The organism is Streptomyces sp. 2323.1, assembly GCF_900221035.1.
Lineage (GTDB): Bacteria > Actinomycetota > Actinomycetes > Streptomycetales > Streptomycetaceae > Streptomyces > Streptomyces sioyaensis.
In genome coordinates this window covers 4,770,620-4,794,862 of record NZ_LT907981.1, presented here as the reverse complement: position 1 = coordinate 4,794,862, position 24,243 = coordinate 4,770,620, and the positions used below count along the sequence as shown (strand labels likewise).

The 24,243-nt window shown below is 72.4% G+C and carries 20 protein-coding genes and 1 tRNA gene; 13 read left to right on the top strand and 8 right to left on the bottom strand.

Annotation, left to right across the window (positions count from 1 at the left end; all coding sequences use genetic code 11):
* Positions 1 to 53: 53 nt before the first annotated feature.
* The 3 genes from CPH93_RS20675 to CPH93_RS20665 form a co-directional block, all read right to left on the bottom strand.
* Positions 54 to 989 (bottom strand): LCP family protein, encoded by a 936-nt coding sequence (locus CPH93_RS20675; RefSeq protein WP_096215520.1) that lies wholly within the window; start codon positions 987 to 989, stop codon positions 54 to 56.
* 266 nt (positions 990 to 1,255) lie between these two features.
* Positions 1,256 to 4,126, bottom strand: a complete 2,871-nt coding sequence (locus CPH93_RS20670; protein ID WP_173909852.1) for an SUKH-4 family immunity protein — start codon at positions 4,124 to 4,126, stop codon at positions 1,256 to 1,258.
* Positions 4,127 to 4,131: 5 nt separating this feature from the next.
* The gene (locus CPH93_RS20665) at positions 4,132 to 5,139 is read right to left on the bottom strand and encodes an SMI1/KNR4 family protein (protein ID WP_096213681.1); all 1,008 of its coding nucleotides are present in this window, start codon (positions 5,137 to 5,139) and stop codon (positions 4,132 to 4,134) included.
* Positions 5,140 to 5,458: 319 nt separating this feature from the next.
* On the opposite strand from CPH93_RS20665, the gene CPH93_RS20660 reads away from it, so the two are divergent.
* Positions 5,459 to 5,971 carry a YwqJ-related putative deaminase gene (locus CPH93_RS20660; protein WP_006605144.1) on the top strand — a complete coding sequence of 171 codons (513 nt, stop codon included), beginning with the start codon at positions 5,459 to 5,461 and terminating at the stop codon, positions 5,969 to 5,971.
* 8 nt (positions 5,972 to 5,979) lie between these two features.
* Positions 5,980 to 6,540 (top strand): SUKH-3 domain-containing protein, encoded by a 561-nt coding sequence (locus CPH93_RS20655; RefSeq protein WP_096213680.1) that lies wholly within the window; start codon positions 5,980 to 5,982, stop codon positions 6,538 to 6,540.
* A 16-nt stretch (positions 6,541 to 6,556) separates the two neighbouring features.
* Here the strand turns inward: CPH93_RS20655 and CPH93_RS20650 are convergent, their stop codons facing one another.
* Positions 6,557 to 8,074, bottom strand: a complete 1,518-nt coding sequence (locus CPH93_RS20650) for a sensor histidine kinase (protein WP_096213679.1) — start codon at positions 8,072 to 8,074, stop codon at positions 6,557 to 6,559.
* A gap of 335 nt (positions 8,075 to 8,409) precedes the next feature.
* Between CPH93_RS20650 and CPH93_RS20645 the strand changes: the two genes are divergently transcribed.
* From CPH93_RS20645 to CPH93_RS20620, 6 genes are all read left to right on the top strand, one after another.
* Positions 8,410 to 8,481 (top strand) — tRNA-Gln (locus CPH93_RS20645).
* A 131-nt stretch (positions 8,482 to 8,612) separates the two neighbouring features.
* On the top strand, positions 8,613 to 10,070 hold the full coding sequence (gene glmU, locus CPH93_RS20640) for a bifunctional UDP-N-acetylglucosamine diphosphorylase/glucosamine-1-phosphate N-acetyltransferase GlmU (RefSeq protein WP_096213678.1): 1,458 nt from the start codon (positions 8,613 to 8,615) through the stop codon (positions 10,068 to 10,070).
* 73 nt (positions 10,071 to 10,143) lie between these two features.
* Positions 10,144 to 11,118, top strand: coding sequence for a ribose-phosphate diphosphokinase (locus tag CPH93_RS20635; protein WP_093483605.1), 975 nt, complete (start codon positions 10,144 to 10,146; stop codon positions 11,116 to 11,118).
* Positions 11,119 to 11,308: 190 nt separating this feature from the next.
* On the top strand, positions 11,309 to 11,902 hold the full coding sequence (locus tag CPH93_RS20630) for a 50S ribosomal protein L25/general stress protein Ctc (protein ID WP_093483606.1): 594 nt from the start codon (positions 11,309 to 11,311) through the stop codon (positions 11,900 to 11,902).
* 140 nt (positions 11,903 to 12,042) lie between these two features.
* A complete protein-coding gene (gene pth, locus CPH93_RS20625) occupies positions 12,043 to 12,630 on the top strand; it encodes an aminoacyl-tRNA hydrolase (protein WP_096213677.1) in 588 nt (195 codons plus the stop codon).
* A gap of 80 nt (positions 12,631 to 12,710) precedes the next feature.
* Positions 12,711 to 13,235, top strand: a complete 525-nt coding sequence (locus tag CPH93_RS20620) for a hypothetical protein (protein WP_093483608.1) — start codon at positions 12,711 to 12,713, stop codon at positions 13,233 to 13,235.
* 76 nt (positions 13,236 to 13,311) lie between these two features.
* On the opposite strand, the gene ppc is transcribed toward CPH93_RS20620, so the two are convergent.
* Positions 13,312 to 16,077 (bottom strand): phosphoenolpyruvate carboxylase, encoded by a 2,766-nt coding sequence (gene ppc / locus CPH93_RS20615; protein WP_173909851.1) that lies wholly within the window; start codon positions 16,075 to 16,077, stop codon positions 13,312 to 13,314.
* A gap of 301 nt (positions 16,078 to 16,378) precedes the next feature.
* On the opposite strand from ppc, the gene CPH93_RS20610 reads away from it, so the two are divergent.
* Positions 16,379 to 17,383 carry an acyl-CoA desaturase gene (locus CPH93_RS20610; protein WP_093483610.1) on the top strand — a complete coding sequence of 335 codons (1,005 nt, stop codon included), beginning with the start codon at positions 16,379 to 16,381 and terminating at the stop codon, positions 17,381 to 17,383.
* Positions 17,384 to 17,405: 22 nt separating this feature from the next.
* Positions 17,406 to 18,092 (top strand): TetR/AcrR family transcriptional regulator, encoded by a 687-nt coding sequence (locus CPH93_RS20605; protein WP_093483611.1) that lies wholly within the window; start codon positions 17,406 to 17,408, stop codon positions 18,090 to 18,092.
* Positions 18,093 to 18,094: 2 nt separating this feature from the next.
* Here CPH93_RS20605 and CPH93_RS20600 read toward each other — a convergent pair whose 3' ends face one another.
* Together CPH93_RS20600 and CPH93_RS20595 are read right to left on the bottom strand one after the other, a co-directional pair.
* Positions 18,095 to 18,496, bottom strand: a complete 402-nt coding sequence (locus CPH93_RS20600; RefSeq protein WP_096213676.1) for a VOC family protein — start codon at positions 18,494 to 18,496, stop codon at positions 18,095 to 18,097.
* Between the two features lie 38 nt (positions 18,497 to 18,534).
* Positions 18,535 to 19,359, bottom strand: coding sequence for a trans-aconitate 2-methyltransferase (locus CPH93_RS20595; protein WP_096213675.1), 825 nt, complete (start codon positions 19,357 to 19,359; stop codon positions 18,535 to 18,537).
* Positions 19,360 to 19,523: 164 nt separating this feature from the next.
* Here CPH93_RS20595 and CPH93_RS20590 point away from each other — a divergent pair, with 164 nt between their 5' ends.
* The 3 genes from CPH93_RS20590 (at position 19,524) to CPH93_RS20580 (ending at position 23,184) form a co-directional block, all read left to right on the top strand.
* Positions 19,524 to 20,021, top strand: coding sequence for a MarR family winged helix-turn-helix transcriptional regulator (locus CPH93_RS20590; RefSeq protein WP_006605131.1), 498 nt, complete (start codon positions 19,524 to 19,526; stop codon positions 20,019 to 20,021).
* Between the two features lie 325 nt (positions 20,022 to 20,346).
* A complete protein-coding gene (locus CPH93_RS20585; RefSeq protein ID WP_096213674.1) occupies positions 20,347 to 21,141 on the top strand; it encodes an SDR family NAD(P)-dependent oxidoreductase in 795 nt (264 codons plus the stop codon).
* 51 nt (positions 21,142 to 21,192) lie between these two features.
* Entirely contained in the window at positions 21,193 to 23,184 is a 1,992-nt protein-coding gene (locus tag CPH93_RS20580) for a beta-galactosidase (protein ID WP_096213673.1), read from the top strand.
* 157 nt (positions 23,185 to 23,341) lie between these two features.
* On the opposite strand, the gene CPH93_RS20575 is transcribed toward CPH93_RS20580, so the two are convergent.
* Positions 23,342 to 24,115, bottom strand: coding sequence for a response regulator transcription factor (locus CPH93_RS20575; RefSeq protein ID WP_093483616.1), 774 nt, complete (start codon positions 24,113 to 24,115; stop codon positions 23,342 to 23,344).
* Positions 24,116 to 24,243: the final 128 nt, after the last annotated feature.

Below are 24,243 nucleotides of genomic sequence, written 5' to 3'. Positions count from 1 at the left end.
GGTTCGAAGCGTCACCTTCACGACACTCCACCCAACCCACCCCACAGGATGCGTTATTTATCGGCAGAAGTCGGAATCCGATCATCCTCGCGCAGCGCCTGGAACAACCGGCTCGCCCCGTTCTCCTCCCACGGCAGTACCGAGCCGACACCCCCGACCATCACCCCCGGCCGCACCACCGGAACCGTCGTCGCCGTCCCCCCGCCCCCGGCGATCTGCCGCATCGACCTGCCCATACCCAGCAACTGGGCCATATCCGCGTCCTCGTCCACGGTCAGCGCCGCCAGCGCGGCATCCAGTACCCGCTTGGACCGGGACGGGTCGAGGAGCACGTCCGAGGACGCCATCCCGTCCGCCACCGCGCCGATCAGCTGCCGCTGGCGCTTCACCCGTCCGAGGTCCCCGTCGGGGTCGGCATAGCGGGCCCGTGCGTACGCCAGCGCCTGGGGGCCGTTCATGCGCCGGCAGCCGGCCGGGAAGTCCGCCCCCGACTTCTCGTCCTTGAGCGGCTCGTCCAGACACAGCCGCACCCCGCCCAGCGCGTCCACGACCTGTACGAGGCCCAGGAAGCTCACCTCGGCATAGCGGTCGATGCGCAGGTCCGTCGCCTGCTCCACCGTTCGGGTGAGCAGCTGCGGTCCGCCGTCGGCGAAGGCCTCGTTGATCTTCCGGCTGCCGTGGCCCGGTATCGGCACATAGCTGTCCCGCGGCAGGCTGACCAGCGTGGGACCGTGATCGCCGGAGTGCAGCACCATGATCGTGTCGGTGTTCTGCACCCGGCCGTTGCCGACATGCAGGTCCCGGCGCTGCTGCGGGGTCAGCTCGCCGCGGCTGTCCGAGCCGACCAGCAGCCAGTTCGTGCCCTTGCCCGCGGCCGGCCGCCCGGCGTAATCGCCCAGCGCGGCCACGTGCCGCAGATTGCCCTCCGCCCAGATGTACAGCCAGGCCCCGCCCGCGACCACCAGGATCACCAGCACCAGCAGGGTCACCAGGGTCGGCGGGAGCCACGACCACCGGCGCCGGGGCGGACCGGGCGCACCCAGCGACCTGGCCACCCGGCGGCGGTGCCACCACCGTGCGCGCTCCGCCCGGTACGTCGTCGGCGACGACGCGGGCGGCGGGGGTATCGGACGGCCCATATACGCATGGTCGGGGCACCCGACCAGGACCGCAGGTCGAGCGCCCCGGCCAGGGGCCCGCGCCGGCGCCGGCGGTTGTCACCCCGGCGCCGGTCCGCGGCGCCCTGGGACAGGCCTTACAACAGCCCGTCCCACATCTGTTCCAGCAGCACCGACCACCAGGTCTCCGGCGAGCCCAGCGCGGGCGGGTCCAGCGCGACCAGCTGGGCCTGGAAGTCGACGGTCCAGCGGCCCGCCTGCTCCGGTGTCAGCCCGTACCGCAGCCGCCACATCCGCCCCAGCATCGCCAGGGCGCGTACGAACTCCGGCAGCCCGGAGTTGACGAACTGCGGCGTCGCCGGCGCACCGCCCGGCCCGGCCTCCATCGGCACCGCCACGATGTGTGCGGTCCCGTACTGCACACACAGCTGACGGCCGAAGTCGTTGCCCATCACCAGATAGGAACCGGCGTCCGAGGCCGGCTGCACCATGCGCTCCGCCGCCAGCTCCGCCAGCGTCGGCACCGGTCGGCCCGGCTGCGCCTGCGCCCAGAAGAACGGCCCGAAGTCGACCGGCAGTCCGGCCCACACCAGCATCTGGGCCACCACATCGGGCACGCCCTGCCGCGAGACCGCCCGCTGCTCGAAACGGAAGATCCCCTGCGGCCCGAAGGCCTGCTCCAGCTCCTGCCCGATCATCTGCGGCGGCACCGGCGGTATCGGCTGCACCTGCGCGGGGTGCGGCAACGGCACCCGTACCGGCGCCGGCCGCGCCGGACCGTCCGCGACCTGGTGCAACTCGCCCTGGTGCTCGACGAGATGCCGTACGCCCTGCTGCCGCGAGGCGTGGTCGCGGCCGTACGCGGCGGTGTGGCTGATCCGCACCTGCGGCCAGTTGTCCCGGATCATCCGGGCGCAGTAACCGCCCGGCAGATCACAGCACTCCAGCTCGGTGTGCAGCTCCAGCACCTGCTGCGGCGGCACGTTCAGTGCGCGCAGCTCGTGCAGCAGCTGCCACTCGGGATGCGGCGTACCGGGCGCCGAGCGGCGCACGATCTTCTGCTCGGAGCCGTCCGGCGCGCGATAGCTCAGGACGGCCATGTAGCCGGGGCCGACGGTCGGCTGACCGCTGGGCGCCTGCGGGTAGCCGTACGCACCGGGGCCGCCGGAACCCTGGCCACCGGGGGCCGGCGCACCAGCGCCGGGCACACCGTGCGGGGCCGGCGGCGGGCCGGGAGGTGCCGTGGGCACGCCCGGCGGGGGCACGCCCGGACCGGCCGCCGGCGGCATCCCGGGCACGCCCGGCGCACCGGGGCCGCCCGGGCCGACGGACAGCGCGGCGCCGTCGGCGAGCATCGTGGCGGCGGCATGCACTCCACCGGAGCCGGGGCCGCCCGTGGCGGGCGGGGGCGGCGGCGGGGGCGGACCACCCTGAGCGCCGGGGGCCTGGCCGCCCGCGGACGCGCCGGGCTTCCCGGACGCGCCGGGCTTCCCGGGCGGACCGGGTGGCTTGGGCGCACCCGGCACCCCCGGAGGGGGCGGCGGCACACCGGGGCCGCCGGCCGCGGCCGGGCCGCCCGCGGCGCCGAGGCCGGCCTGCAGGGACGCCCCATCGGCGAGCATCGTCGCGGCGGCATGCACCCCGCCGGAGCGGGGGCCGCCGGCGGCGGGGGCGCCCGTGTCACCGGGGGCACCGGCACCGTCGGGCTTCCCCGCCCCGTCCGGCCCGTCCACCGCGCTGAGATCCACGTCCGCCGCGTCCAGCTGCGACACCAGCTGCGTCGGGATGTAACCACCGGCCGGGGCACCGGACGCACCGGGGCCGGACGCCGCGGGTCCGCCGGGCGGGGGCCCCTCGGCCTGGGGGGCGTCGGCCTCCGCCGGTTCGCCGCCCCGGCCCGCGCCGAGGGGGCCGGGAGGCGGCGGCGGGCCCGCGGCGGCGTTACCGGGCAGCGCCGAGCCGTCGGCCAGCATCGTCGCCGCGGCGTGCACCCCGCCGCCGCCCGCGGGCGGTGCGGGCGGCGCCGGCGGTGCGGGGACGCCGGGGCCCGCCGCGGCGGCCGTACCGGCGCCCGGCGGGGGCGGCACATCGGCGGCCGGCGGACCGGACGGCGGCGGCAGCGCGGAGAGCCCCGCGGCGGCCGGCGGCGCGGTGGGCATCGGCGGCGGCAGCGCACCGCCCTCGGGCCCGCCGGCCGGGCGCGGCCGCCCCGCCGGATCGCCGTCTGGCCCGGACCCGTCCGGCAGCTCCAGCGCGGGCGCGACCTGCGTACGCGGCAACTGGCTGCCGCCCTGGAGCAGTTCGGTCTTGGCCTCCGGGCGCGCCCGCGGCACCGAGGGGGTGTCGTCCGACTCGTCGAATCCGGCCAGCGGCGGGGCGAAGACCGTCTGGGGCAGCCCCACCGAGCGGTCCTCGGCCCCCGCGCCGTGCGTCGTGTCCGTCCCGGCCCATGAGGCCGGCGCACCGGAACCGGGCGAGCCGGCACCCGTGTCCGGGCCCGCACCGGCCGGGGCGGACCCACCATCGGCGGCGTTGACGTTCACCTCGGCCCAGGCGTCCGCGGACGGCGCAGCGGGCGGCGGCGTCGGGGCCGCGCCCACGGCCCCCGTGCTTCCCGCCCCCGTCCGGTCCGCGCGCCCGCGCGCATCCGCCGCCTCCTGGAGCCATTCCGGCGGCGTCAGCAGGAACGAAGTCGCCTCCAGGTCGATCCGCTGTGGCGGCTCCGGCGCGGCGTACCCGCCGTCCGCAGGGGCGGCGTAGTGCTCCTCGTAACGCCGGATCACCTCGCCCACCGGAAGCCCCGGCCACAGCGTGGTCTCCCCGCTGTCCCGTGCGATCACCAGCCGGGCCCGGCCGCCGCCCGTCGACGGCCCGGCCTCCCGGTCCTCGGCCCAGACCACGAAGCCCAGGTCGAACTCCCGCACCTGGACCGCGCGATGGAGGTGCGGCGGCACCTCGCCGTTCACCCACTGCTCCGCGCGCTCCTGCGCCTGCGCGAACGTCACCACCGTGCTCAGCCCCCCACCGCAACCTGGTACGCGAAACCGCCGTCGACCATCAGGTTCGCCACGGTCTCCAGCTCCGGCGGATTGCCCGCCAACCGGAGCAGAAAGTCGTCGAAGTCCGCGCCGCACGGCAACAGCAGCCGCTCCACCCGCTCCTGCACCGTCCAGCCGTCCTGGTCCCGGGCATCGTCGTACGGGCAGAACCACACCGAACCGAGCGCCTCGCCGCGCACCTTCACCGCGACCACACCGCCCTGCACGAACGCCACCCCCAGATAGTCCTTGGTGAAGTGGTCCCGCAGGCACTTGTTCACATAGACCAGATCGTTGACCGCCGCGTCGTCGCGCACCGTGAAGAACGGCTGGTCGACCAGGAGCCCCAACTCCGCGTCGAGCGCAGCCCCCACCGGCGCGCACCCGCCCGCCGCCTTCAGGAACGCGCGGTACGCCTCCGGCAGCCGGTAGCCCAACGACTCCTCGGCCTGCGCCAGCTGCTCCTCACCCACCGACAGATCGCGGTGCGGCAGCCCGAAATGCGCCGGCCGGGTCTCCTGCAACGGCCGGGTGCCGCGCCGGTCGTGCGCCACCGGGGCCGTCGCCAGCCCGCCGTGATGCCGCAACAGCGCCTTCACCTCGACCGGGACCAGCTCCATCCGCCGGGTGCCGGCCACGTGGTGCCAGGTCCAGCCGTGCGGTGTCGCCACCGCCGGCACATCTATCCACAGCTCGTGCCCCTGCGCGTGCAGCGCGGCATTCGCCGAGACGTAGTCCGTCAGCCGCAGCTCGTCGACGCCGAAGCCCTCCGGCGGCTCGGCGATCTCCGCCGCGGCGCGCGCATACGGCGTGAACTCCGGGAAACCGCGCTCGTCCATCCGCACCCCGGCCGGGTACCGCGCGGCGCGGACCGGGTCCGGGAAATGCACGACCTGTCCGGCATAGGCCGCATTCGGTGGCGCGGCATGTCCCGCCGCGCGGGGGCCGGGGAGTGCCCCCAGCCCTTGCCGACCTGTCGTCATCGCGGTTGCCCCCTGGCTGAAGCTGGCTTTGCAGCACAGCCTAAGCCGTACGGCTCCGCCCTCCGCTGCCCCCGTCCCTCACCCGTCAGCCCGGCGACACACCGACGTCACCCGCCGCCCCACCACCCCCGAGCCCCCGCGCACCACCCCGCCGACCAGCCCCGTTTCCCCGCGGCCGACGCCCCGTCAGCTCCTCGTGAGATCATCGACAGGGCGCCCGACTACCACAACACCCAGCACATTTGGCAGGCTGACCCTCCCCCACCTTGGGCGGGGGGACCCCCAGCACCACGGGGATTCGGGGAGGGAAAGCACCACCATGAGCACCACTGCACGCCACCACAACTCAGCCGGCGACCCCCGCATCGGCTGGAGCGGCACCGCCGACACCCATCGCGCGCCCGCCCTCCACCACCGCCGCGACGGCATCCTCCCCACCATCGGTGCCGCCCTGTCAGTACGCGGACAAACCCTCACCTGCACCGCGAGCAAGGCGGAACAGCCGCCCACGCTCCACCCCCTGGTCCAGGATTTCCTCGACACCCTCGCCACCGCACAGCGCGAACGTTTTACCGGGCGCTGCCCCGAAGCGGTCCTGCTCTCCCGCCACCTCACCGCCGTCGAGGCCAACCGCGGCAAGCGCGCCTCCCGCAAGCCCCTGACCAACGGCGAGGCCCGCCGCTCCCTGAAACACTCCAAGATCACCGCACGCCACATCCGCGAGGACGGCGATCCCCAGCACGGCAGTTACGCCCCGCCCTGCCGCTCCTGCGACGCCCTCCTCGCCCACTTCGGCGTCATGCCCATCGGCGCGACGCCCACAGGAAGCTGACCGTCACCATGCCGACCACCCCCGGCCCGCGCACCGCCGCCCACGACCGCGGCGACTCCACCCGTTTCCCCGCCGCCGTCGACGTCGCCCTCCAGGACGCCGGCTGGCGCCCGGGCCGCTGGGACATAAAGCAGGCGGAACACTGGGCCGACACCCTGCGCGCCCACACCTCGCCCGCGGGCCACCGCCACACCGTCTTCCCCGCCGCCGTCGAGGCCTGGGCCGAATTCGGCGGTCTGCACATCTCCGGCCCCGGGCCCGGCCGCCATATCGCGCCCGCCCCGTTCGTGCTCGATCCGCTGCACGGCCTCCACCTCGCCCGCACCCTCGGCGACCTCGGCCGCGCCCTGGAGACCGATGTGGCCCCGCTCGGCCGCGAGGAGCTCACCGGACCCGACGGCACCACCTACGGCCAGGCCACCCTCGCCATCGACGCCGAGGGCCGCATCTACAGCCTCGACCACACCGGCGACTGGTACCTGGGGCCCGACCTCGACACCGCGCTGGGGATGCTGGTGCTGGGGAGCCGGCCCACGCGGCTTGCGCCGCACGCGGTCGCGGCCGAGTGAGCCGGCTGCGGCGTGATCAGGCCGCCACCCGGGACGCCGGCAGGACCGCCGACACCCGGAAGCCGCCGGTCTCGGTCGGGCCGGAGACGAACACGCCGCCCAGCGCCGTCACCCGCTCCCGCATCCCCACCAGGCCGTTGCCGCCGCTCGGCAGCCCGGCACCGGCCGCGTCGCTCTCGCCGGGACCGTTCTCCACCTGGACCGCGAGCTCGCCGTCCCGGTGCGCCAGCCGCACCCGCGCCTGCGCACCCGGCGCGTGCTTGTGCACATTGGTGAGCGCTTCCTGGACCACGCGATAGACGGTCCGCTCCACACGCGCCGCATACCGGCGCCCGGCATCGACCGCCGGCACCTCCGCATCGATCTCGGCGGCCCCGGCTTCCTGGGCTTCCTCGGCAGCCTCGGCGGCGTCGCTCACCAGCAGTTCGACGACCATCCCGGCCGCCCGGGACTGCCCCACCAGATCCGCCAGCTCCGCCAGGCAGGGCCCTTCGGCCTCCGCCTCCCCCGCCCGCTGCTCCGGGACCGGCGCGCCGCCGGCGGAAGGCCCGGCGGACGAGGACTCCGCCGCGGCCCCGACCCCGGACAGCTCCGCGGGCCGCTCCCGCTCCGTCGCCTTCGACCCGGCCCGGAATGCCACCGCCGCCAGCCGCTCGGGCGCACCCGACGCCGAAGCGCCCCGCACCGGCGTCCCCTCGGCCGTACGCAGCACCCCCAGCATCTCCCGCAGCTCGGTCAGCGCCTGGCGTCCCATGTCGCCGACCAGCCCCGCGTTCCGCGACGCCTTCTCCGGGTCCTTCAACGCCACCGCCTGCAGCGCGGCCGCATGCACCACCATCAGGCTCACCCGGTGCGCGACCACGTCGTGCATCTCGCGCGCGATGCGGGTGCGCTCCTCGTTACGGGCCCACTCGGCCCGCTCCTCGGCGCGGTCGGCCAGCAGCGACAGCTCCCGCTCCAGACCGTCGGCCCGCTCCCGCAGGCTCTCCACCAGCCGCCGCCGGGCCCCGATGTACAGGCCCCACAGCACCGGCGGCGCCGTCAGCAGCAGCCCCATCGCCACCGAGAGCGCCGGCGCGAACCACACCGGCGGATGGAAGTCCTGCTGCTCGGCCATCTCCTGCTGCACGGTGAGGTACGTCGTCACCAACGTCCCCACCACCGTCATCCCCGCCAGCAACGCGGTGATCCGGCGCGGCACATCCGACGCGGCGAGCGTGTACAGCCCCACCACGCCCAGCATTCCGCCCATCTCGGCGGGCATCACGGCGATCGAGACCAGCACCACCGCCACCGGCCACCGCCGGCGCACCAACAGCACCGAGCCCGCCAGCAGACCCAGCAGCAGCCCGAGCAGTTCGGGCAGCTGCGCCTCGTCCGCGAAGCTCGTTCCTTCGATCACACACTCCAGCGCGGATGCCGCCGCCAGAAACACATCCAGTACGGCACTCCGCCGCCGGGCCCACCACCACGGCCCGCTCGCCGGCGCACCCCGCGCGCCCACGCCTTCTTCACTTGCCCCCGTCGCGGTCATGCCGCCCAGCCTACGGGCGCCCGTACGGGATCCCCCTAGGAGTTGCGCAGCCCATTACCAGGCCTTACCCCCGAAATTCCCTCGAACTATAAAATCACGCGCATTTTCGACACCCCGGCATGTCCGCCCCGTATGCTCGCGCGCGCCACCCCGCTCCCGCACCGCCCCTCGCCTCTCCGCGCACAGCGGCAACCCGGAGGGGATCATGGCCACCCGGCGATCCGGCTGCGGCGAACTGAAGCGCTATACCGTCGCATCGGAGGCGGGCGGTACGGCATAGTGTGGGAGGCCGAGCGACCGGACCGGTGCACTGTCCGGTGTGGTTCGCCCTACCATCCCCTGTGGTGTAATTGGCAGCACTGAGGCTTTTGGTGCCTTATGTCCGGGTTCGAGTCCTGGCAGGGGAGCACATACATAACAGGCAATTTCCGGGTCCTGACCACCACGTCAGGACCCGCACGCGTTTCGGCTGCAATACGCACCGGTATCCTTCGGGTGACCACCACCCGAAGTAGCCAAGAAGCCGAAGGGCATCCCCGTGAGCGCCAACCGCCCGGCAGCCGTCGTCGTTCTCGCAGCGGGTGAGGGCACCCGCATGAAGTCGGCGACCCCCAAGGTCCTGCACGCCCTCTGCGGCCGCTCCCTCGTCGGACATGTCGTCGCCGCCTCCCGCGAGCTGGACCCCGAACACCTCGTCGTGGTCGTCGGCCACGCCCGTGAGCAGGTGCGGGCCCATCTCGCCGAGGCCGACCCCGCCGTACGCACCGCCGTGCAGCACGAGCAGAACGGCACCGGCCATGCGGTCCGTACGGCCCTGGAGGAGCTGAGCCAGAGCGGTGTCGCCCTCGACGGCACCGTGATCGTGGTCTGCGGCGACACCCCGCTGCTGACCGGCGAGACCCTCAAGCAGCTCAGCGACACCCACGCCACGGACGGCAACGCCGTGACCGTCCTCACGGCCGAGGTCCCGGACGCCACCGGCTACGGCCGCATCGTGCGCGAGGCGGGCCACGGCGCGGTGACGGCGATCGTCGAGCACAAGGACGCCACCGACAGCCAGCGGGCCATCCGGGAGATCAACTCCGGGGTGTTCGCCTTCGACGCCCGGCTGCTCGTGGACGCCCTGGGCAAGGTGCGGACGGACAACAGCCAGGGCGAGGAGTACCTCACCGATGTGCTGGGGATCGTCCGCGAGGCCGGGCACCGCGTGGGCGCCGCGGTGGCGGCCGATCACCGCGAGATCCTCGGGATCAACAACCGCGTACAGCTGGCCCAGGCGCGGGCGCTGCTGAACGAGCGGCTGCTGGAGCGGGCGATGCTGGCCGGTGTGACGGTGGTGGACCCGGCGTCGACCTGGGTGGACGTATCGGTGACGTTCGAGCCGGACGCGACGGTGCACCCGGGGACCCAGCTGCTGGGCACCACGCACCTCGCCACCGGTGCCGAGGTGGGCCCGCAGTCGCGGCTGACGGACACGTCGGTGGGCGCGGGCGCGGTGGCCTCGTTCACGGTCGCGGAGGGTGCCCGGATCGGCGAGGGCGCGAATGTCGGCCCCTATGCATATCTGCGGCCGGGGACGGATCTTGGGCCGAAGTCGAAGGCCGGCACGTACGTGGAGATGAAGAACGCCACGATCGGCGAGGGCACGAAGGTTCCGCATCTGTCCTATGTGGGAGATGCCACGATCGGCGAGTACACCAATATCGGTGCGGCGAGCGTCTTTGTGAACTACGACGGTGAAGCGAAGCACCACACCACGGTCGGATCACATTGCAAGACGGGTTCGGACAACATGTTTGTGGCTCCCGTCACGATCGGGGACGGCGCTTATACGGCAGCCGGCTCGGTCATCACCAAGGATGTGCCCCCGGGTTCGCTGGCGGTCGCGCGTGGCCAGCAGCGGAATATCGAGGGCTGGGTCGCGCGCAAGCGGCCCGGAAGCGCCGCCGCGCAGGCGGCTTCGGCCGCTCGTCAGGAATCCGAGGACGAGCGGTGATCGTGCAAGGGGTGCGCCGTGCGGGGCGTACCTTTGATGAGCGCACGCAAACTGTGATTCGAGGAGATTTGCTGTGACCGGGATCAAGACGACCGGCGAGAAGAAGCTGATGCTCTTCTCCGGCCGCGCCCACCCCGAGCTTGCCGAGGAGGTCGCGCACCAGCTGGGTGTGGGCCTGGTCCCGACGAAGGCTTTCGACTTCGCCAATGGCGAGATCTACGTCCGCTATCAGGAATCGGCGCGTGGCGCGGACTGCTTTTTGATTCAGAGCCACACCGCTCCGATCAATAAGTGGATCATGGAACAGCTGATCATGATTGATGCGCTGAAGCGGGCCTCGGCCCGCAGCATCACCGTGGTCGTGCCGTTCTACGGCTATGCGCGACAGGACAAGAAGCACCGTGGCCGGGAGCCGATTTCGGCACGGCTGATCGCGGATCTGATGAAGACCGCGGGCGCGGACCGTGTGGTGACCGTGGATCTGCACACGGACCAGATCATGGGCTTCTTCGACGGCCCGGTGGACCACCTCTTCGCACTGCCGGTCCTCGCGGACTACGTGGGCGCGAAGGTGGACCGCGACAAGCTCACGGTGGTCTCGCCGGACGCCGGCCGGGTACGGGTCGCCGACCGCTGGTGCGACCGTCTGGGCGCGCCGCTGGCGATTGTGCACAAGCGGCGCGACAAGGACGTGGCGAACCAGGTCACCGTCCACGAGGTCGTCGGCGATGTGAAGGACCGGGTGTGCGTCCTGGTCGACGACATGATCGACACCGGTGGCACGATCTGCGCCGCGGCGGACGCGCTGTTCGCGAACGGTGCCTCGGACGTCATCGTGACGGCGACGCACGGCGTGCTCTCGGGCCCGGCCGCGGACCGGCTGAAGAACTCGAAGGTCAGCGAGTTCATCTTCACCAACACCCTGCCGACGCCGTCGGAGCTGGAGCTGGACAAGATCACGGTGCTGTCGATGGCGCCGACGATCGCCCGGGCGATCCGTGAGGTGTTCGAGGACGGCTCGGTGACGAGCCTCTTCGAGGAGCAGTGAGCGGTCCGGTGCGCTAGCCGGCACTGATCGACTTTGGGGCGGCCTCCCGGCCGGGTAGACTCATCGAGTTGCTCGGCGAGGGAGGCCGCCCTTTGTGGTGGCTGTCCGTTATCGACGCGCTCTTCGTAGCAGGTCTGTCGTGGGCCGGGTGACGCCCACCAGATGTTTCTGCAATACGAGGAGTGCTGTTATGGCTGAGGTCAAGCTTGCCGCCCAGGTCCGTACCGACTTCGGTAAGGGTGCCGCCCGTCGTGCGCGCCGCGCCGACCTGGTTCCGGCCGTCGTCTACGGCCACGGCGCGGAGCCGCAGCACGTGGCGATCCACAACCACGCGCTGATGATGGCGCTGAAGACGCCGAACGCCCTGATCCGCCTGGAGTTCGACGGCAAGAGCGCGCTGGTCATCCCCAAGGCCGTGCAGCGTGAGGCGATCCGCCAGTTCCTGGTCCACGTGGACTTCCTCGCCGTGAAGAAGGGCGAGAAGGTCTCCGTCGAGATCCCGATCCACGTCGAGGGCGACCTCGCCCCGGGCCAGCTCGTGCTGGAGCACGTCCTGAACACGCTGCCGGTCGAGGCCGAGGCCACCCACATCCCGGAGTCGGTCACCGTCTCCGTCGAGGGCCTGGACGCGGGTGACTCGGTGCTGGCCAAGGACATCGTCCTGCCGTCCGGTTCCTCGCTGGCCGTCGAGGACGACGCCGTCGTGGTGCAGGTCATCGCCGCGCAGGCCGAGGCGCCGGCCGAGGAGGCCGCCGAGGGTGGCGAAGAGGCCGCCGAGGCCTGAGTCGCCTCTGCTGGGTAGATTTCTCAGCGAGTCGTCCAACCGCTGCCGCGTGCCTTTGGGTGCGGGGCGGCGGTTGGCCTGTTTCATGGGCAATTGCGGTCGGGGCCGGCGGCGGTCGGCGGGATGTGGGAGTGACGGAAATGTCGGACGCGGATCCGTGGCTGGTCGTGGGGCTGGGTAATCCGGGCCCGGAGTATGCGGGAAATCGCCACAACGTGGGGTTCATGGTGGCGGATTTGCTGGCGGAGCGGATGGGGGGCCGTTTCAAGGCGCACAAGGCGCGGGCGCAGGTGGTCGAGGGCCGCTGCGGTGCGCCGGGGCCGGGAAGCCGGCGGGTGGTGGTGGCGAAGCCGTCGTCGTACATGAATGTGTCGGGCGGACCGACCACCGCACTCCGGGATTTCTACAAGGTGCCGGTCGCCAACATCATTGCCATTCATGATGAGTTGGATATCGATTACGGTGCGCTGCGGCTGAAGCTGGGCGGCGGTGACAACGGTCACAACGGTCTGAAGTCGATCACGAAATCCCTGGGCGCGGAGTATCACCGGGTGCGGTTCGGGATCGGGCGTCCGCCGGGCCGTATGCAGGTGGCGGATTTCGTGCTGAAGGACTTTTCCTCGGCGGAGCGGCGCGAACTGGATTACTTCGTGGACCGCGCCGCGGATGCGGTGGAAACGTTGATCGTGGACGGTCTGGAACGGGCGCAGAGTACGTACAACTCCTGAATGGGACAGCGGGGGTCAGGGGCTGACGAACCGTTGTCGGAGGTTGACCGGGCGCTGGTGCATGGCCAAGGATCGCCGCCATGCCCCGAAGCAGCACGCGCACCCGTTCGGTCAGACGCAGTCGTACCCGCCGGGTCGGTGAGAGCGCCTACGGGGCGCTGCTCGTCGCCAGGATCGTCGTGATGGGTCTGCTGGCCTCGCTGCTGCTGGTGGCGGGGGTGTGGACGTCATGGCACACAGCGCAGTACGCGATGCTCGTCAAGGCGCGGGAGCGCGGAATGATGACGGTCTCGGCGTGTGCGGGTGAGCGGTGCACGGGGCCGTACCGGCCGACGGGCGGTGACGGCCAGCGGCGGGCGAAGGTGTCGATCGCGCAGGCGGCCGCGCCCGAGAAGGGCGAGCAGGTCGAGGTGACGGTCGAGCCGGGCACGACCCATGCGGTGCGGACCGGGCCGGCCGGGATTCTGCATGCGTGGGTGCCGTTCGCGGGGGCGCTGCTGCTGGCGGCGCTGGTGGTGGCCGGAGGCATGCGGCTGCGGCGTACGGCGTGGGTGATGGGGCTGCTGGGGGCGGTGTTGCTGGGCGCGGCCTTCGCGGCGATGTAGGGCACAGGGCAGATACGACGGCGGCCCGTCCTCTCCGGTGAGAGGACGGGCCGCCGTGGTGTACCGGGCCGCCGGGTCAGCCGGTGTTGCGCAGGCCGGCCGCGACACCGTTGACGGTGAGCAGCAGCGCACGGGCGAGGACCGGGTCCGGCTCCTCACCGCGCTCGGCGGCGGTCCGCTGGCGGTGCAGCAGCGACACCTGGAGGTAGGAGATCGGGTCCAGGTAGGCGTCGCGGATGTGGAAGGTCTGCTGGAGCACCTCGTTGGAGTCGAGCAGCTGCTTCTCGCCGGTGACGCGCAGGACCTCGGCGACGGTGAGCTCGTGCTCGGCCTTGATGTGGTCGAAGACGTGCTTGAGCTCGTCGGGGACGAGGGTGTCGACGTAGTGCTGGGCGATCCGCAGATCCGTCTTGGCCAGCGTCATGGCGACGTTGGACAGGAAGTTGCGGAAGAAGTGCCAGTGCTCGTGCATCTCGTCCAGGACGCTGTCGAGTCCGGCCTCGCGGGCGGCCTTGAGGCCGGTGCCGACGCCGTACCAGCCCGGCACGATCTGGCGGGACTGGGTCCAGCCGAAGACCCACGGGATGGCGCGCAGTCCGTCGAGGCCGGCGCCGGAGTCGGGGCGGCGGGACGGACGCGAGCCGAGGTGGAGCTCGGCGAGCTGGTCGACGGGGGTGGAGGCGAAGAAGTACGCGGGCAGGTCGGGGTCCTCGACCAGCCGGCGGTAGGAGCCGTGCGCGGCCTCGGAGACCGTCTCCATGGCCGCGTCCCAGCGGGCCAGCGCCTCGTCGGACTGCCGGGGGGCGGTGTGCAGCGCGGAGGCCTGGAGGGTGGCCGCGACCGTCAGCTCCAGGTTTTCCCGGGCCAGCGACGGCACCAGGTACTTGTCGGAGATGACCTCGCCCTGCTCGGTGACCTTGATCTCGCCTTCGAGGGTGCCGTAGGGCTGGGCGAGGATCGCGTCGTGGGAGGGGCCGCCGCCGCGGCCGACGGTGCCGCCGCGGCCGTGGAAGAGGCGCAGCCGGACGCCGTGCCGGTGGGCGACGTCGCGCAGCAGGCGCTGGGCGCGGTGGATCTCCCACTGGGAGGTGGTGATGCCGCCGAACTTGGAGGAGTCGGAGTAGCCGAGCATGACCTCCTGGACGTCGCCGCGCAGGGCGACCAGGCGCCGGTAGGAGGGGTCGGCGAGCATCTCGTCGAGCAGCTGGTCGGCGATCTTCAGCTCGTCGGTGGTCTCCAGCAGCGGCACGATGCCGATCTTGGCCCAGCCGGCGTGCAGGTCGATCAGACCGGCCTCACGGGCGAGGACGGTGGCGGCGAAGACGTCGTCGGAGCCCTGGCACATCGAGATGATGTAGGACTCGATGACCTCGGGTCCGAAGGTCTCCTTGGCCCGCAGGATGGTGCGGAAGACCCCGAGGGTCTTGGCGCCGGCCTCGTCGAGCGGGGCGGGAGTGGGAGCCAGCGGGCGGCGCGAGCGCAGTTCCTTGGCGAGGAGCTTGCGGCGGTAGTCGCGCGGCATGTCGACATAGCGCCAGGACTCCTCGCCGAGACGGTCGAAGAGCTGGCCGAGGGCGTGGTGGTGGGCGTCGGCGTGCTCGCGGATGTCCATGGTGGCGAGCTGTAGACCGAAGGCGGCGATGGTGCGCAGGGTGCGCTCCAGGCGGCCATCGGCGACCAGGCCGCCGCGGTGTGCGCGCAGCGAGGTCTGGATCAGCGCGAGATCGTCGAGGAGCTCCGGGGTGCCGAGGTAGTCGCGGCCGGGGACGTGGGGGGTGTCGCCGGCCAGGCGCTCGCGGGTGTTGACGAGCTTCTGCCGGATGCAGGTCGCCTTGAGGCGGTACGGCTCTTCGCTGTTCAGCCGCTTGTAACGGGGGCTGATCTCCGGCAGCAGATCGAGGTCGCGCTGGAGGGACTCCAGCAGCTCGTCGGTGGCGCCGCAGTTGCGGATGGAGTTGGACAGCGCGCCGCGCAGCTCGTCGACGTGTTCCAGCGCGTCGGTGATGCCGTGCTCGTGCTGGAGGAGCAGGACGTCCCAGGTGACCTGCGGGGTGACGTTGGGGTTGCCGTCGCGGTCGCCGCCGATCCAGGTGCCGAAGGTGAGCGGGCGGGTGCCGGCGGGCAGCTCGGTGCCGGCCCGCTCCAGCTCGGCGGCGAGGTCTTCGAGGACGTCGCCGACGGCGCCGCGGCCCAGCTCGTCGAGGTAGTAGATGGCGTTACGGGCCTCGTCGGTGGGCTCGGGCCGGGCGACGCGCAGCTCGTCGGTCTGCCAGATGAGGTCGATGTTCTCGGCCAGGCGGAGGTCGGCGCGGCGGCGCTCGCTGCCGTCGGCGATCTCCAGCAGCTCGGCGACCTTGCGGAGCTTGGTCAGGACGGAGCGGCGTGCGGCCTCGGTGGGGTGCGCCGTGAAGACGGGGCGTACGCCGAGGTTGCGGGCGGTGTCCCGCAGGTGCTCGGGATCGGCGTCCTTCAGCATGTCGGCGGTGCGGGCCAGGATGCTGCCCTCGGCGGCGCGCCGGGCGGCGAGCTCGCGGCCGCGGTGGACCTGCTCGGTGACGTTCGCGAGGTGGAAGTAGGTGGAGAAGGCGCGCACCAGCTTGGCGGCGGTGGCCAGGTCGGTGTCGCCCAGGAGCCGGGCTGCTGCTTCGCCGTCCTCGCGGGTCAGGGCGCGTACCCGCTCGACGAGGTCGAGCAGGTCCTGCCCTTCCTGGCGGACAAGGGTTTCGCCGAGGAGGTCGCCGAGACGGCGGATGTCGGCACGCAGGGCGATGTTGTCGCTCGGGCCGGCGTCCAGGCTCTCAGCGGTCGCGGTCTCGGCCGGAGTGTGGTCGGCACTGCTCACAGGTGCGGCTCCTTGCAGCGATCAGGGACGTCGCGCCGCGGCTCTGGCATGAGGGGTGGCGGGCGACGAATGGGCTGGTCTGATGCGGGCGTGTGCGGACCGCGCTGTCCGACGTCCCCAGGATAGGTCTGCCCAGCTTCCGGGAATCACACCGTCCGCTTGGTGGGCATCTGCCGCGGCACCGGCAGGTGTGGCGCCTGTCACGGCCTTGCCCGTGACGGTGTCACTGCCATACTTACGAAACCGTAGGTTACGGTCCCGTAGCCGTAGCCGTGCCCCCGAGCCCCCGACGAGGGACACCATGACCGCTGGTCCTGAAGCCGTAGAAGATCCCCCGATTCCTGCCGATTCATCCGTCGCCGGTGCCGGTGTGCCGTCCGCGACGCTGGGCGGCGAGCAGCGCAGATCGCTCGAACAGATCGCCCTGCTGCTCTTCATCACCGTCCCGTTCGTGGCGCTGCTCGCCGCGGTGCCGCTGGCCTGGGGCTGGGGGGTGAGCTGGCTGGACCTGGCGCTGATGACAGCGATGTATTACATCGGCTGCCACGGCATCACGATCGGCTACCACCGCTACTTCACCCATGGCGCGTTCAAGGCGAAGCGCCCGCTGCGGATCGTGCTCGCGATCATGGGGTCGCTGGCCGTGGAGGGGCCGCTGGTGCGCTGGGTGGCCGACCACCGCAAGCACCACAAGTTCTCCGACGCGGAGGGCGACCCGCACTCCCCGTGGCGCTTCGGCGAGACGGTGCCCGCCCTGATGAAGGGGCTGTGGTGGGCGCACATCGGTTGGATGTTCGACGAGGAGCAGACCTCGCAGCAGAAGTACGCACCGGACCTGGTCAAGGACGATTCGATCCGGATGGTCTCCCGCCAGTTCGTCCTGTGGACGGCGGTGTCGCTGCTGATCCCGCCGCTGGTGGGGGGCCTGGTCACCTGGTCCTGGCAGGGCGCGCTGACCGCGTTCTTCTGGGGTTCCCTGGTCCGGGTCGCGCTGCTGCATCACGTCACGTGGTCGATCAACTCCATCTGCCACGCGGTCGGCAAGCGCCCCTTCAAGTCCCGCGACCGCTCGGGCAACGTCTGGTGGCTGGCCGTCCTGTCCTGCGGTGAGTCCTGGCACAACCTGCACCACGCTGACCCGACCTGCGCCCGGCACGGCGTGCTGAAGGGGCAGGTGGATTCCAGCGCCCGGCTCATCCGCTGGTTCGAGAAGGCGGGCTGGGCGTACGACGTCCGCTGGCCGGACACCGCCCGGCTCGCGGCCCGGCGCGCGGCAGTGGGCACCGGGGGTACCACCCAGCGGTAGCAGAGGAAGGCATGATTGACGGGTGGCGATCGACAACAGCAGCGCGAGCAACAGCAAGGGCAAGCCGTCCCCGGCTCCGGCGGCCCGGCGGGCCCGCAGGGTCCGGATGACCGGGGCGGAGCGCCGGGAGCAGCTGCTGGACATCGGTCGCACGCTCTTCGCCGAGCGGGGCTACGAGGGCACATCGGTGGAGGAGATCGCGGCGAAGGCCGGGGTCTCCAAGCCGGTGGTCTACGAGCACTTCGGCGGCAAGGAGGGCCTGTACGCGGTGGTCGTGGACCGCGAGATGCGGCAGCTGCTGGACATGGTGACCGGCGCACTGACCGCCGGCCACCCCCGCGAACTCCTCGAACAGGCGGCCTTCGCGCTGCTCGACTACATCGAGACCTTCACCGACGGTTTCCGCATCCTGGTCCGCGATTCCCCCGTCGCCCAGTCGACGGGCACCTTCGCCTCCCTGATCAGCGATATCGCCACCCAGGTCGAGGACATCCTGGGCCTGGAATTCAAGGCCCGCGGCTTCGACCCGAAGCTGGCGCCGCTGTACGCCCAGGCCCTCGTCGGCATGGTCGCCCTGACCGGCCAGTGGTGGGTGGACACCCGCAAGCCGAAGAAGGCCGAGGTCGCGGCCCATCTGGTCAATCTGGCCTGGCACGGCCTGGGCAATCTGGAGGCCCGGCCGCGGTTGATAGGGCACCGCAAGAACTGAGGTCAGGCCTGCGGCTCCAGGAACTCCAGCCGGTTGCCGGCCGGGTCGACGGAGTAGAAGCGGCGATGGCCCGGGAGGGCGTCGTCCCAGGTGACGGCGGCCCCGGCGGCGGTCAGGCGGGCGGCGAAGGCGTCGATACCGTGGACGCGGATGCCGGGGTGGGCCTTGCGTGCGGGGCGGAAGTCCGGCTCGATGCCCAGATGCAGCCGGGCCGTACCGGCCTCGAACCATCCCCCAAGCTCTCGGCTGCGCTCGAGCAGGGGGGACCCCCACCCTCCCCGCGCCGCGAGCGCGGGCGGCTTGGGGATCTCGGTCATGCCGAGGAGGTCCGCGTAATAGGCCCGCAGGGCGTCTTCGGTGCCGGGAGGTGCGGCGAGCTGGATGTGGTCGAGGCCGGTGATCACGGGCGTCACCTCGGGGGGAGAGAAGGGGCGGGCGGGCGTCAGCCGTCAGCCGGTTTGCGGGCCACCGCGAAGATGCGGCGGAAGGGGAAGACGGTGCCGTGGGCGCCGGTGGGGTAGGCCTTGCGCAGGGCGTCGCGGTATTCGGCGAGGAAGGCCTCGCGGGTGTCCGGATCGTTCTCCAGCGCGGTCAGCACGGGGCGCAGCGCGGTGCCCTTGACCCAGTCGAGGATCGGGTCCTCGCCCTCCAGGAGCTGGACGTAGGTGGTCTCCCACACGTCGGTGGCGCAGCCGAGGTCGGCGAGGCGTTCCAGGTAGTCGGCCGGTTCGAGGATGTGCACGAAGCGACGGCCGTGGGTGGTGAGCCGCTCGCGCCACTGCGGGGAGTCGCACAGCTCGCCGAGGAGGGCATGACTGGGCGAGGTGAAATTGCCGGGGACCTGGAAGGCGAAGGTGCCGCCGGGGGTGAGCGCGTCGATCCAGCGGGCAAAGGAATCGGGGTGGTTGGGGACCCACTGCAGTGCCGCGTTGGAGACGATCAGGTCGTAGGTCTCCTCGGGCGCCCAGTCGGTGGCGTCGGCGGGGGCGAAGTCGAGGTGGCCGCCGCCCGGGGTGGGGCCGGAGTGGGCCTCGGCCTCCTTGAGCATCTCCGGGGAGTTGTCGTATCCGGTGATGTGCGCGTCCGGCCAGCGGGCGGCGAGCAGGGTGGTGACATTGCCCGGGCCGCAGCCGAGGTCGGCGATGCGGGCGGGGCGCTCGGGCCGGGGCAGGTCCGATATCCGGGCGAGGAGATCGAGGAAGGGGCGGGTCCGGTGCCCGGAGTGGCGGAGATATTGCTGTGGATCCCAGGTTGGTGCGTCGCGCATGGTTCGAAACCCCTTCGCTGGTGCAGGGCAGGCACAATCTGGCACGGTCTGGTTCGGGCCGTCTCGGCCGGAAACCGGGTCCCCGCCGACGATGCCCATAGTCCAGCGAAATATATCTCGACGTCAAGAGACTTCATGTCGACAGACCCTCTACACTGATCGTCATGGAGGACGAGGTCGACCGACTGGTCGCAGCATGGCGCCGCGAGCGCCCGGACCTCGACGTGGAGCCGCTTGAGGTCCTCAGCCGCGTCTCCAGGCTGGCCAGGCATCTCGACCGGGCCCGCCGGATCGCCTTTGCCGAGGTCGGCCTGGAGCCCTGGGAATTCGACGTACTCACCGCGCTGCGGCGCGCCGGTGCGCCCTATCAGCTCTCCCCCGGGGCACTGTTGACGCAGACCCTGGTCACCTCGGGGACGATGACCAACCGCATCGACCGGCTCGCCAAGAAGGACCTCGTCGAGCGGCTGCCCGACCCCAGCGACCGGCGCGGAGTGCTGGTCAGACTGACCGCGGCGGGCCGCGACAAGGCCGACCGCTCACTGGCCGGACTGCTGATCCAGGAGCGCGCCATCCTCGCCGAGCTCTCCCGCGAGCAGCGCGGCGAACTGGCCGGGCTGCTACGGCGGTTGACCGGTCCGTTCGACAACATTCCCGGCTAGCCGTCCGGCTCGTTCAGTCGCATTCCCCGTCGATATCCGGCGCATTCCGGGCGAGCGGCCGGCTTTTCCTCTTCCTCCGTGGCCGATTTCTTTCGTGTACGGGCGAGAGGCGGTGACTCCCGGCCAGGCGCGCGGGCGCTGTCGGCGGGGCTGCAGAGCCGACCGGCGGGCGCCCGCGGAAGCGGCTCGACACCGGCGCACGACGGGATGGCATTCATGTAACTGACGATGCGTCAGAGCCTTACGTGCGCCCCCTGGTTCTGTGCGCGCCCCCTCGCGCCGCGTCCCCTTGCCCGCCGCTCGGCCGGTGGGCTTGGATCGCGCCATGAGCCAGCAGCGCGCACCGCATTCGTCGAACGGCCCGTACGGCAGGCGGTTCGAGGGCCGTACGGTCCTGGTGACCGGCGCCGCCGCCGGGATCGGGGCGGCCACCGCCGACCGGCTGGCGGCCGAGGGCGCCGGCGTCCTGCTGCTGGACATCGACGACGCCCGCGGCGAGCACACCGCCCGCCGCATCCGGGCGGCCGGCGGCCATGCCTCGTACGAGCACTGCGATGTGGCGGTCGAGGACGACTGGCGGCGGGCCGTCGAGGCGGCCCGGCGGCGCTACGGCCCGGTGGACGGGCTGGTCAGCAACGCCTTTCTGCCGTATGTGGCGGCCGCCGGCGACACCCCGCTCCCGGAATGGGACCGGCAGCTCGCGGTCAATCTCACCGGCTCGTTCCTCGGGGTGCGCGCCGCCCTGGCGGATCTGCGGGCGCGCGGCGGCGCGGTGGTGCTGACCTCGTCCGTGCATGCGCTGGTCGGGCTGCCGGGGCGGCCCGCGTACGCCGCGGCCAAGGCCGGGCTGACCGGGCTCGGGCGGCAGCTGGCCGTCGAGTACGGGCCCGCGATGCGGGTCAACTGCGTGCTGCCCGGCCCCGTGCTGACGGCGGCCTGGGACGGCATCGGCGAGGAAGAACGGCAGGCCAGCGCCGCGCAGACGGCGGCCCGGCGGCTGGGGCGGCCGGAGGAGGTCGCCGCCGCCATCGCCTTTCTGCTCTCCCCCGAGGCATCCTTCGTCACCGGCGCGAGCCTCGTCGTCGACGGCGGCTGGAGCGTGTACAAGAACTCTTCTTGAACCGGGCGGCGGGGCCGCGCGCCCCGCCCGAGCTTCGACGCAGGAGGTCCGATGGGCATCCGATTCGGCGGCGACTACAACCCCGAGCAGTGGCCCGAGGAGGTGTGGGCCGAGGATCTGAAGCTGATGAAGGCGGCCCATGTCACCATGGTCACCGCCGGGATCTTCTCCTGGGCGAAGGTCGAACCCCGGCCCGGGGAATGGGACTTCGGCTGGTTCGACCGTGTCATGGACGGGCTGGCGGGCGCCGGGATCGCCGTCTGCCTGGCGACGATGACCGCCTCACCGCCGCCCTGGCTCTCCCGCGCGCACCCCGAGATGCTGCCGGAGGACGCCGACGGCCGGCGCCGCTGGCCCGGCGGCCGGCAGCACTACTGCCCCTCCAGCCCCGTCTACCGCGCCCACGCCGTACGCCTCGTGGAACAGCTCGCCGCCCGCTACGCCGGCCACCCGGCGCTCGCCATGTGGCACGTCGGCAACGAATACGGATGCCACACCCGCCAGTGCTACTGCGAGGTGTCGGCCGACGACTTCCGGCGCTGGCTGCGCGCCCGCTACGGCGGCATCGAGGCGCTGAACGCCGCCTGGTCGACGGCCTTCTGGTCGCAGGCGTACGGCGACTTCGAGGAGGTGCTGCCGCCCCGCACCGCCCCCACCTTCCCCAACCCCGCACAGCAGCTGGACTATCTGCGCTTCGGCGACGAGGCGCTGCGCGCCTGCTATCTGGCCGAGAAGGCCGTACTGGAGCGCATCACGCCCGGGGTGCCGGTCACCACCAACCTGATGCCGCAGCACAAGCCCGTCGACGCGTTCGCCTGGGCCCCGCACATGGACGCGATGGCGCTGGACTTCTACCAGGACCCGTATGTGCCCGACGACCACCTCCGGGCGGGCTACGTCTTCGACCTGATGCGCTCGGCCCGCGACGGGCAGCCATGGATGCTGCTGGAACAGGCGCCGGGCGCGGTCAACTGGCGCCCCTGCAACGGCCCCAAGCCGCCCGGGGCGATGCGACTGTGGAGCTGGCAGGCGGTCGCCCAGGGCGCGGACGCGGTGCTGTATTTCCAGTGGCGGCAGTCGCTGGGCGGCGCGGAGAAGTTCCACTCGGCGATGCTGCCGCACGGCGGCACCGACACCCGGATCTTCCGTGAAGTGGCGCAGCTGGGACGGGAGTTGGCGGCGCTGCCGGACATCGAGGGGACCCGGTCGCGGGCAGCGGTGGCGCTGCTGTCGGACTGGCCCAGCTGGTGGGCGCTGGAGCTGGACTCCAAGCCGTCGACCGCGCTGGACCACTCCCGGATCGCGCTGGACCACTACCGGCCGCTCTTCGAGGCGGGCGTGGCCTGCGATGTGGTGCCGCCGCAGCGCGAGCTGTCCGGCTACCGGCTGGTCGTGGCGCCCAACCTGTATCTGCTCACCGCGTCCGACGCCCGGCGGCTGGCCGCCTATGTCCACGCCGGCGGGCAGCTGCTGGTGTCCTTCTTCTCCGGGATCGTCGACGAGTACGACCGGGTGCACCCCGGGGGCTATCCGGCGCCGCTGCGGGAGCTGCTGGGGCTGCGGGTGGAGGAGTTCTGGCCGCTGGACGCGGGACGGTCGGTGGCGATCGGCGACGGAGCCTACGCGGGGCGGGCGGACCTGTGGTCGGAGGCCATCGATCTCGAAGGGGCCGAGGCGCTGGCCCGCTTCACGGACGGCGACCTCGCCGGCCGGCCCGCGGTGACCCGGCACAGCTACGGGCGGGGCACGGCCTGGTACGTCGGCACCCGGCTCGAAGCGGCCCTGATGCGGGCCCTGCTGGACGATGTACGGGAGGCGGCGGGGGTGCGGCCCGAACTGCCGGGGCTGCCGGCCGGTGTGCAGGCCACTGTGCGCGAGCGCGCCGACCGGCGCTACCTCTTCCTGCTCAACCACGGGGCGGCGGCCATCGAGGTGGCGCTGCCCGGGCCGATGCGGGACGCACTCGCGGACGGGGTGGCGGGCGGGGCCGTGAACCGGGTCGTCCTGGCGGTCCGGGGCGTGGCCGTGCTGACGGACATCTGACGGGGAACACCGCCCGGTCCCAGGAATACCGCCCGGTCCCAGGAATACCGCCCGGTCCCAGGAATACCGCCCGGCCCCAGGAATACCGCCCCCGGCCCGCCACGTTGGGCTCCGCAGGGGGCGTTCGCATCCCCTACGGGATGTGTTCGCCCACCCCCTACGGCACCGGCACCGAAGCCGCCGCCGCGGCCTCCAGCTCGACCGGGCCGACGCCGGCCCGGCGGGCCAGGGCCACCGCCGCGAGGGTGGAGTGCACCCCGAGCTTGCCGAGCACGTTCTGCATATGGGTGCGGACCGTGTGCGGGGAGAGGAACAGCCGTTCGGCGACCGCCTTGCGGCCCAGGCCCGCCACCATGCAGCGCAGCACCTCGCGCTCGCGCGGGGTCAGCGACTCCACCAGCCGCTCGCTCTCCGAGCGGTGCTTGCGCGCGGCCGTCAACTCCCGCAGCACACCGGTCAGCAGCGCGGGCGGCAGATGCGTTTCATCACGCAGCACGCCGCGGATCACGGCGAGCAGCCGGGAGAGCGAACAGTCCTTGGCGACCCAGCCGGACGCGCCGGCCTGCAGGGCGGCGGCCGCGCGGCGCGGGTCGTCGCGGTCGGCGAGGACGACGGTGCGCAGATACGGATGGCTGGTGCGCAGGCCGGATACCAGCGCGATGCCGTCCCGCGGGCAGGCGCGCGGCACGCTCTCGCGTAGCGGCGCCGGCGACTGCTGCGGCACCGCCAGCAGCGGCGCGGTGAGGTCGGCGTCGGCGAGCAGCACGTCGAAGCGGCGGCCGTCGGTGGCCGCGCGGTCCAGATTGCGCAGCGCCGCGGGAGCGCTGCCCGCGGCCGCGACGTCCACGTCCTGCTCCGCGGCGAGCGCGGCCGCCAGGGATTCGGCGAAGATGCGGTGGTCGTCGACCACCAGAACCCGGATGCGTTGCACAGAGACCCCCTGTCCCGGTGAACGGACCATAGCGGGCACGACGCCCGGATTGAAGATCGCCTCAGCCGCACGGCCGCCGCCGCGCCGGCTTCGCCACTCCACCCCGGGCGTCGTACCCGAACGGTCTC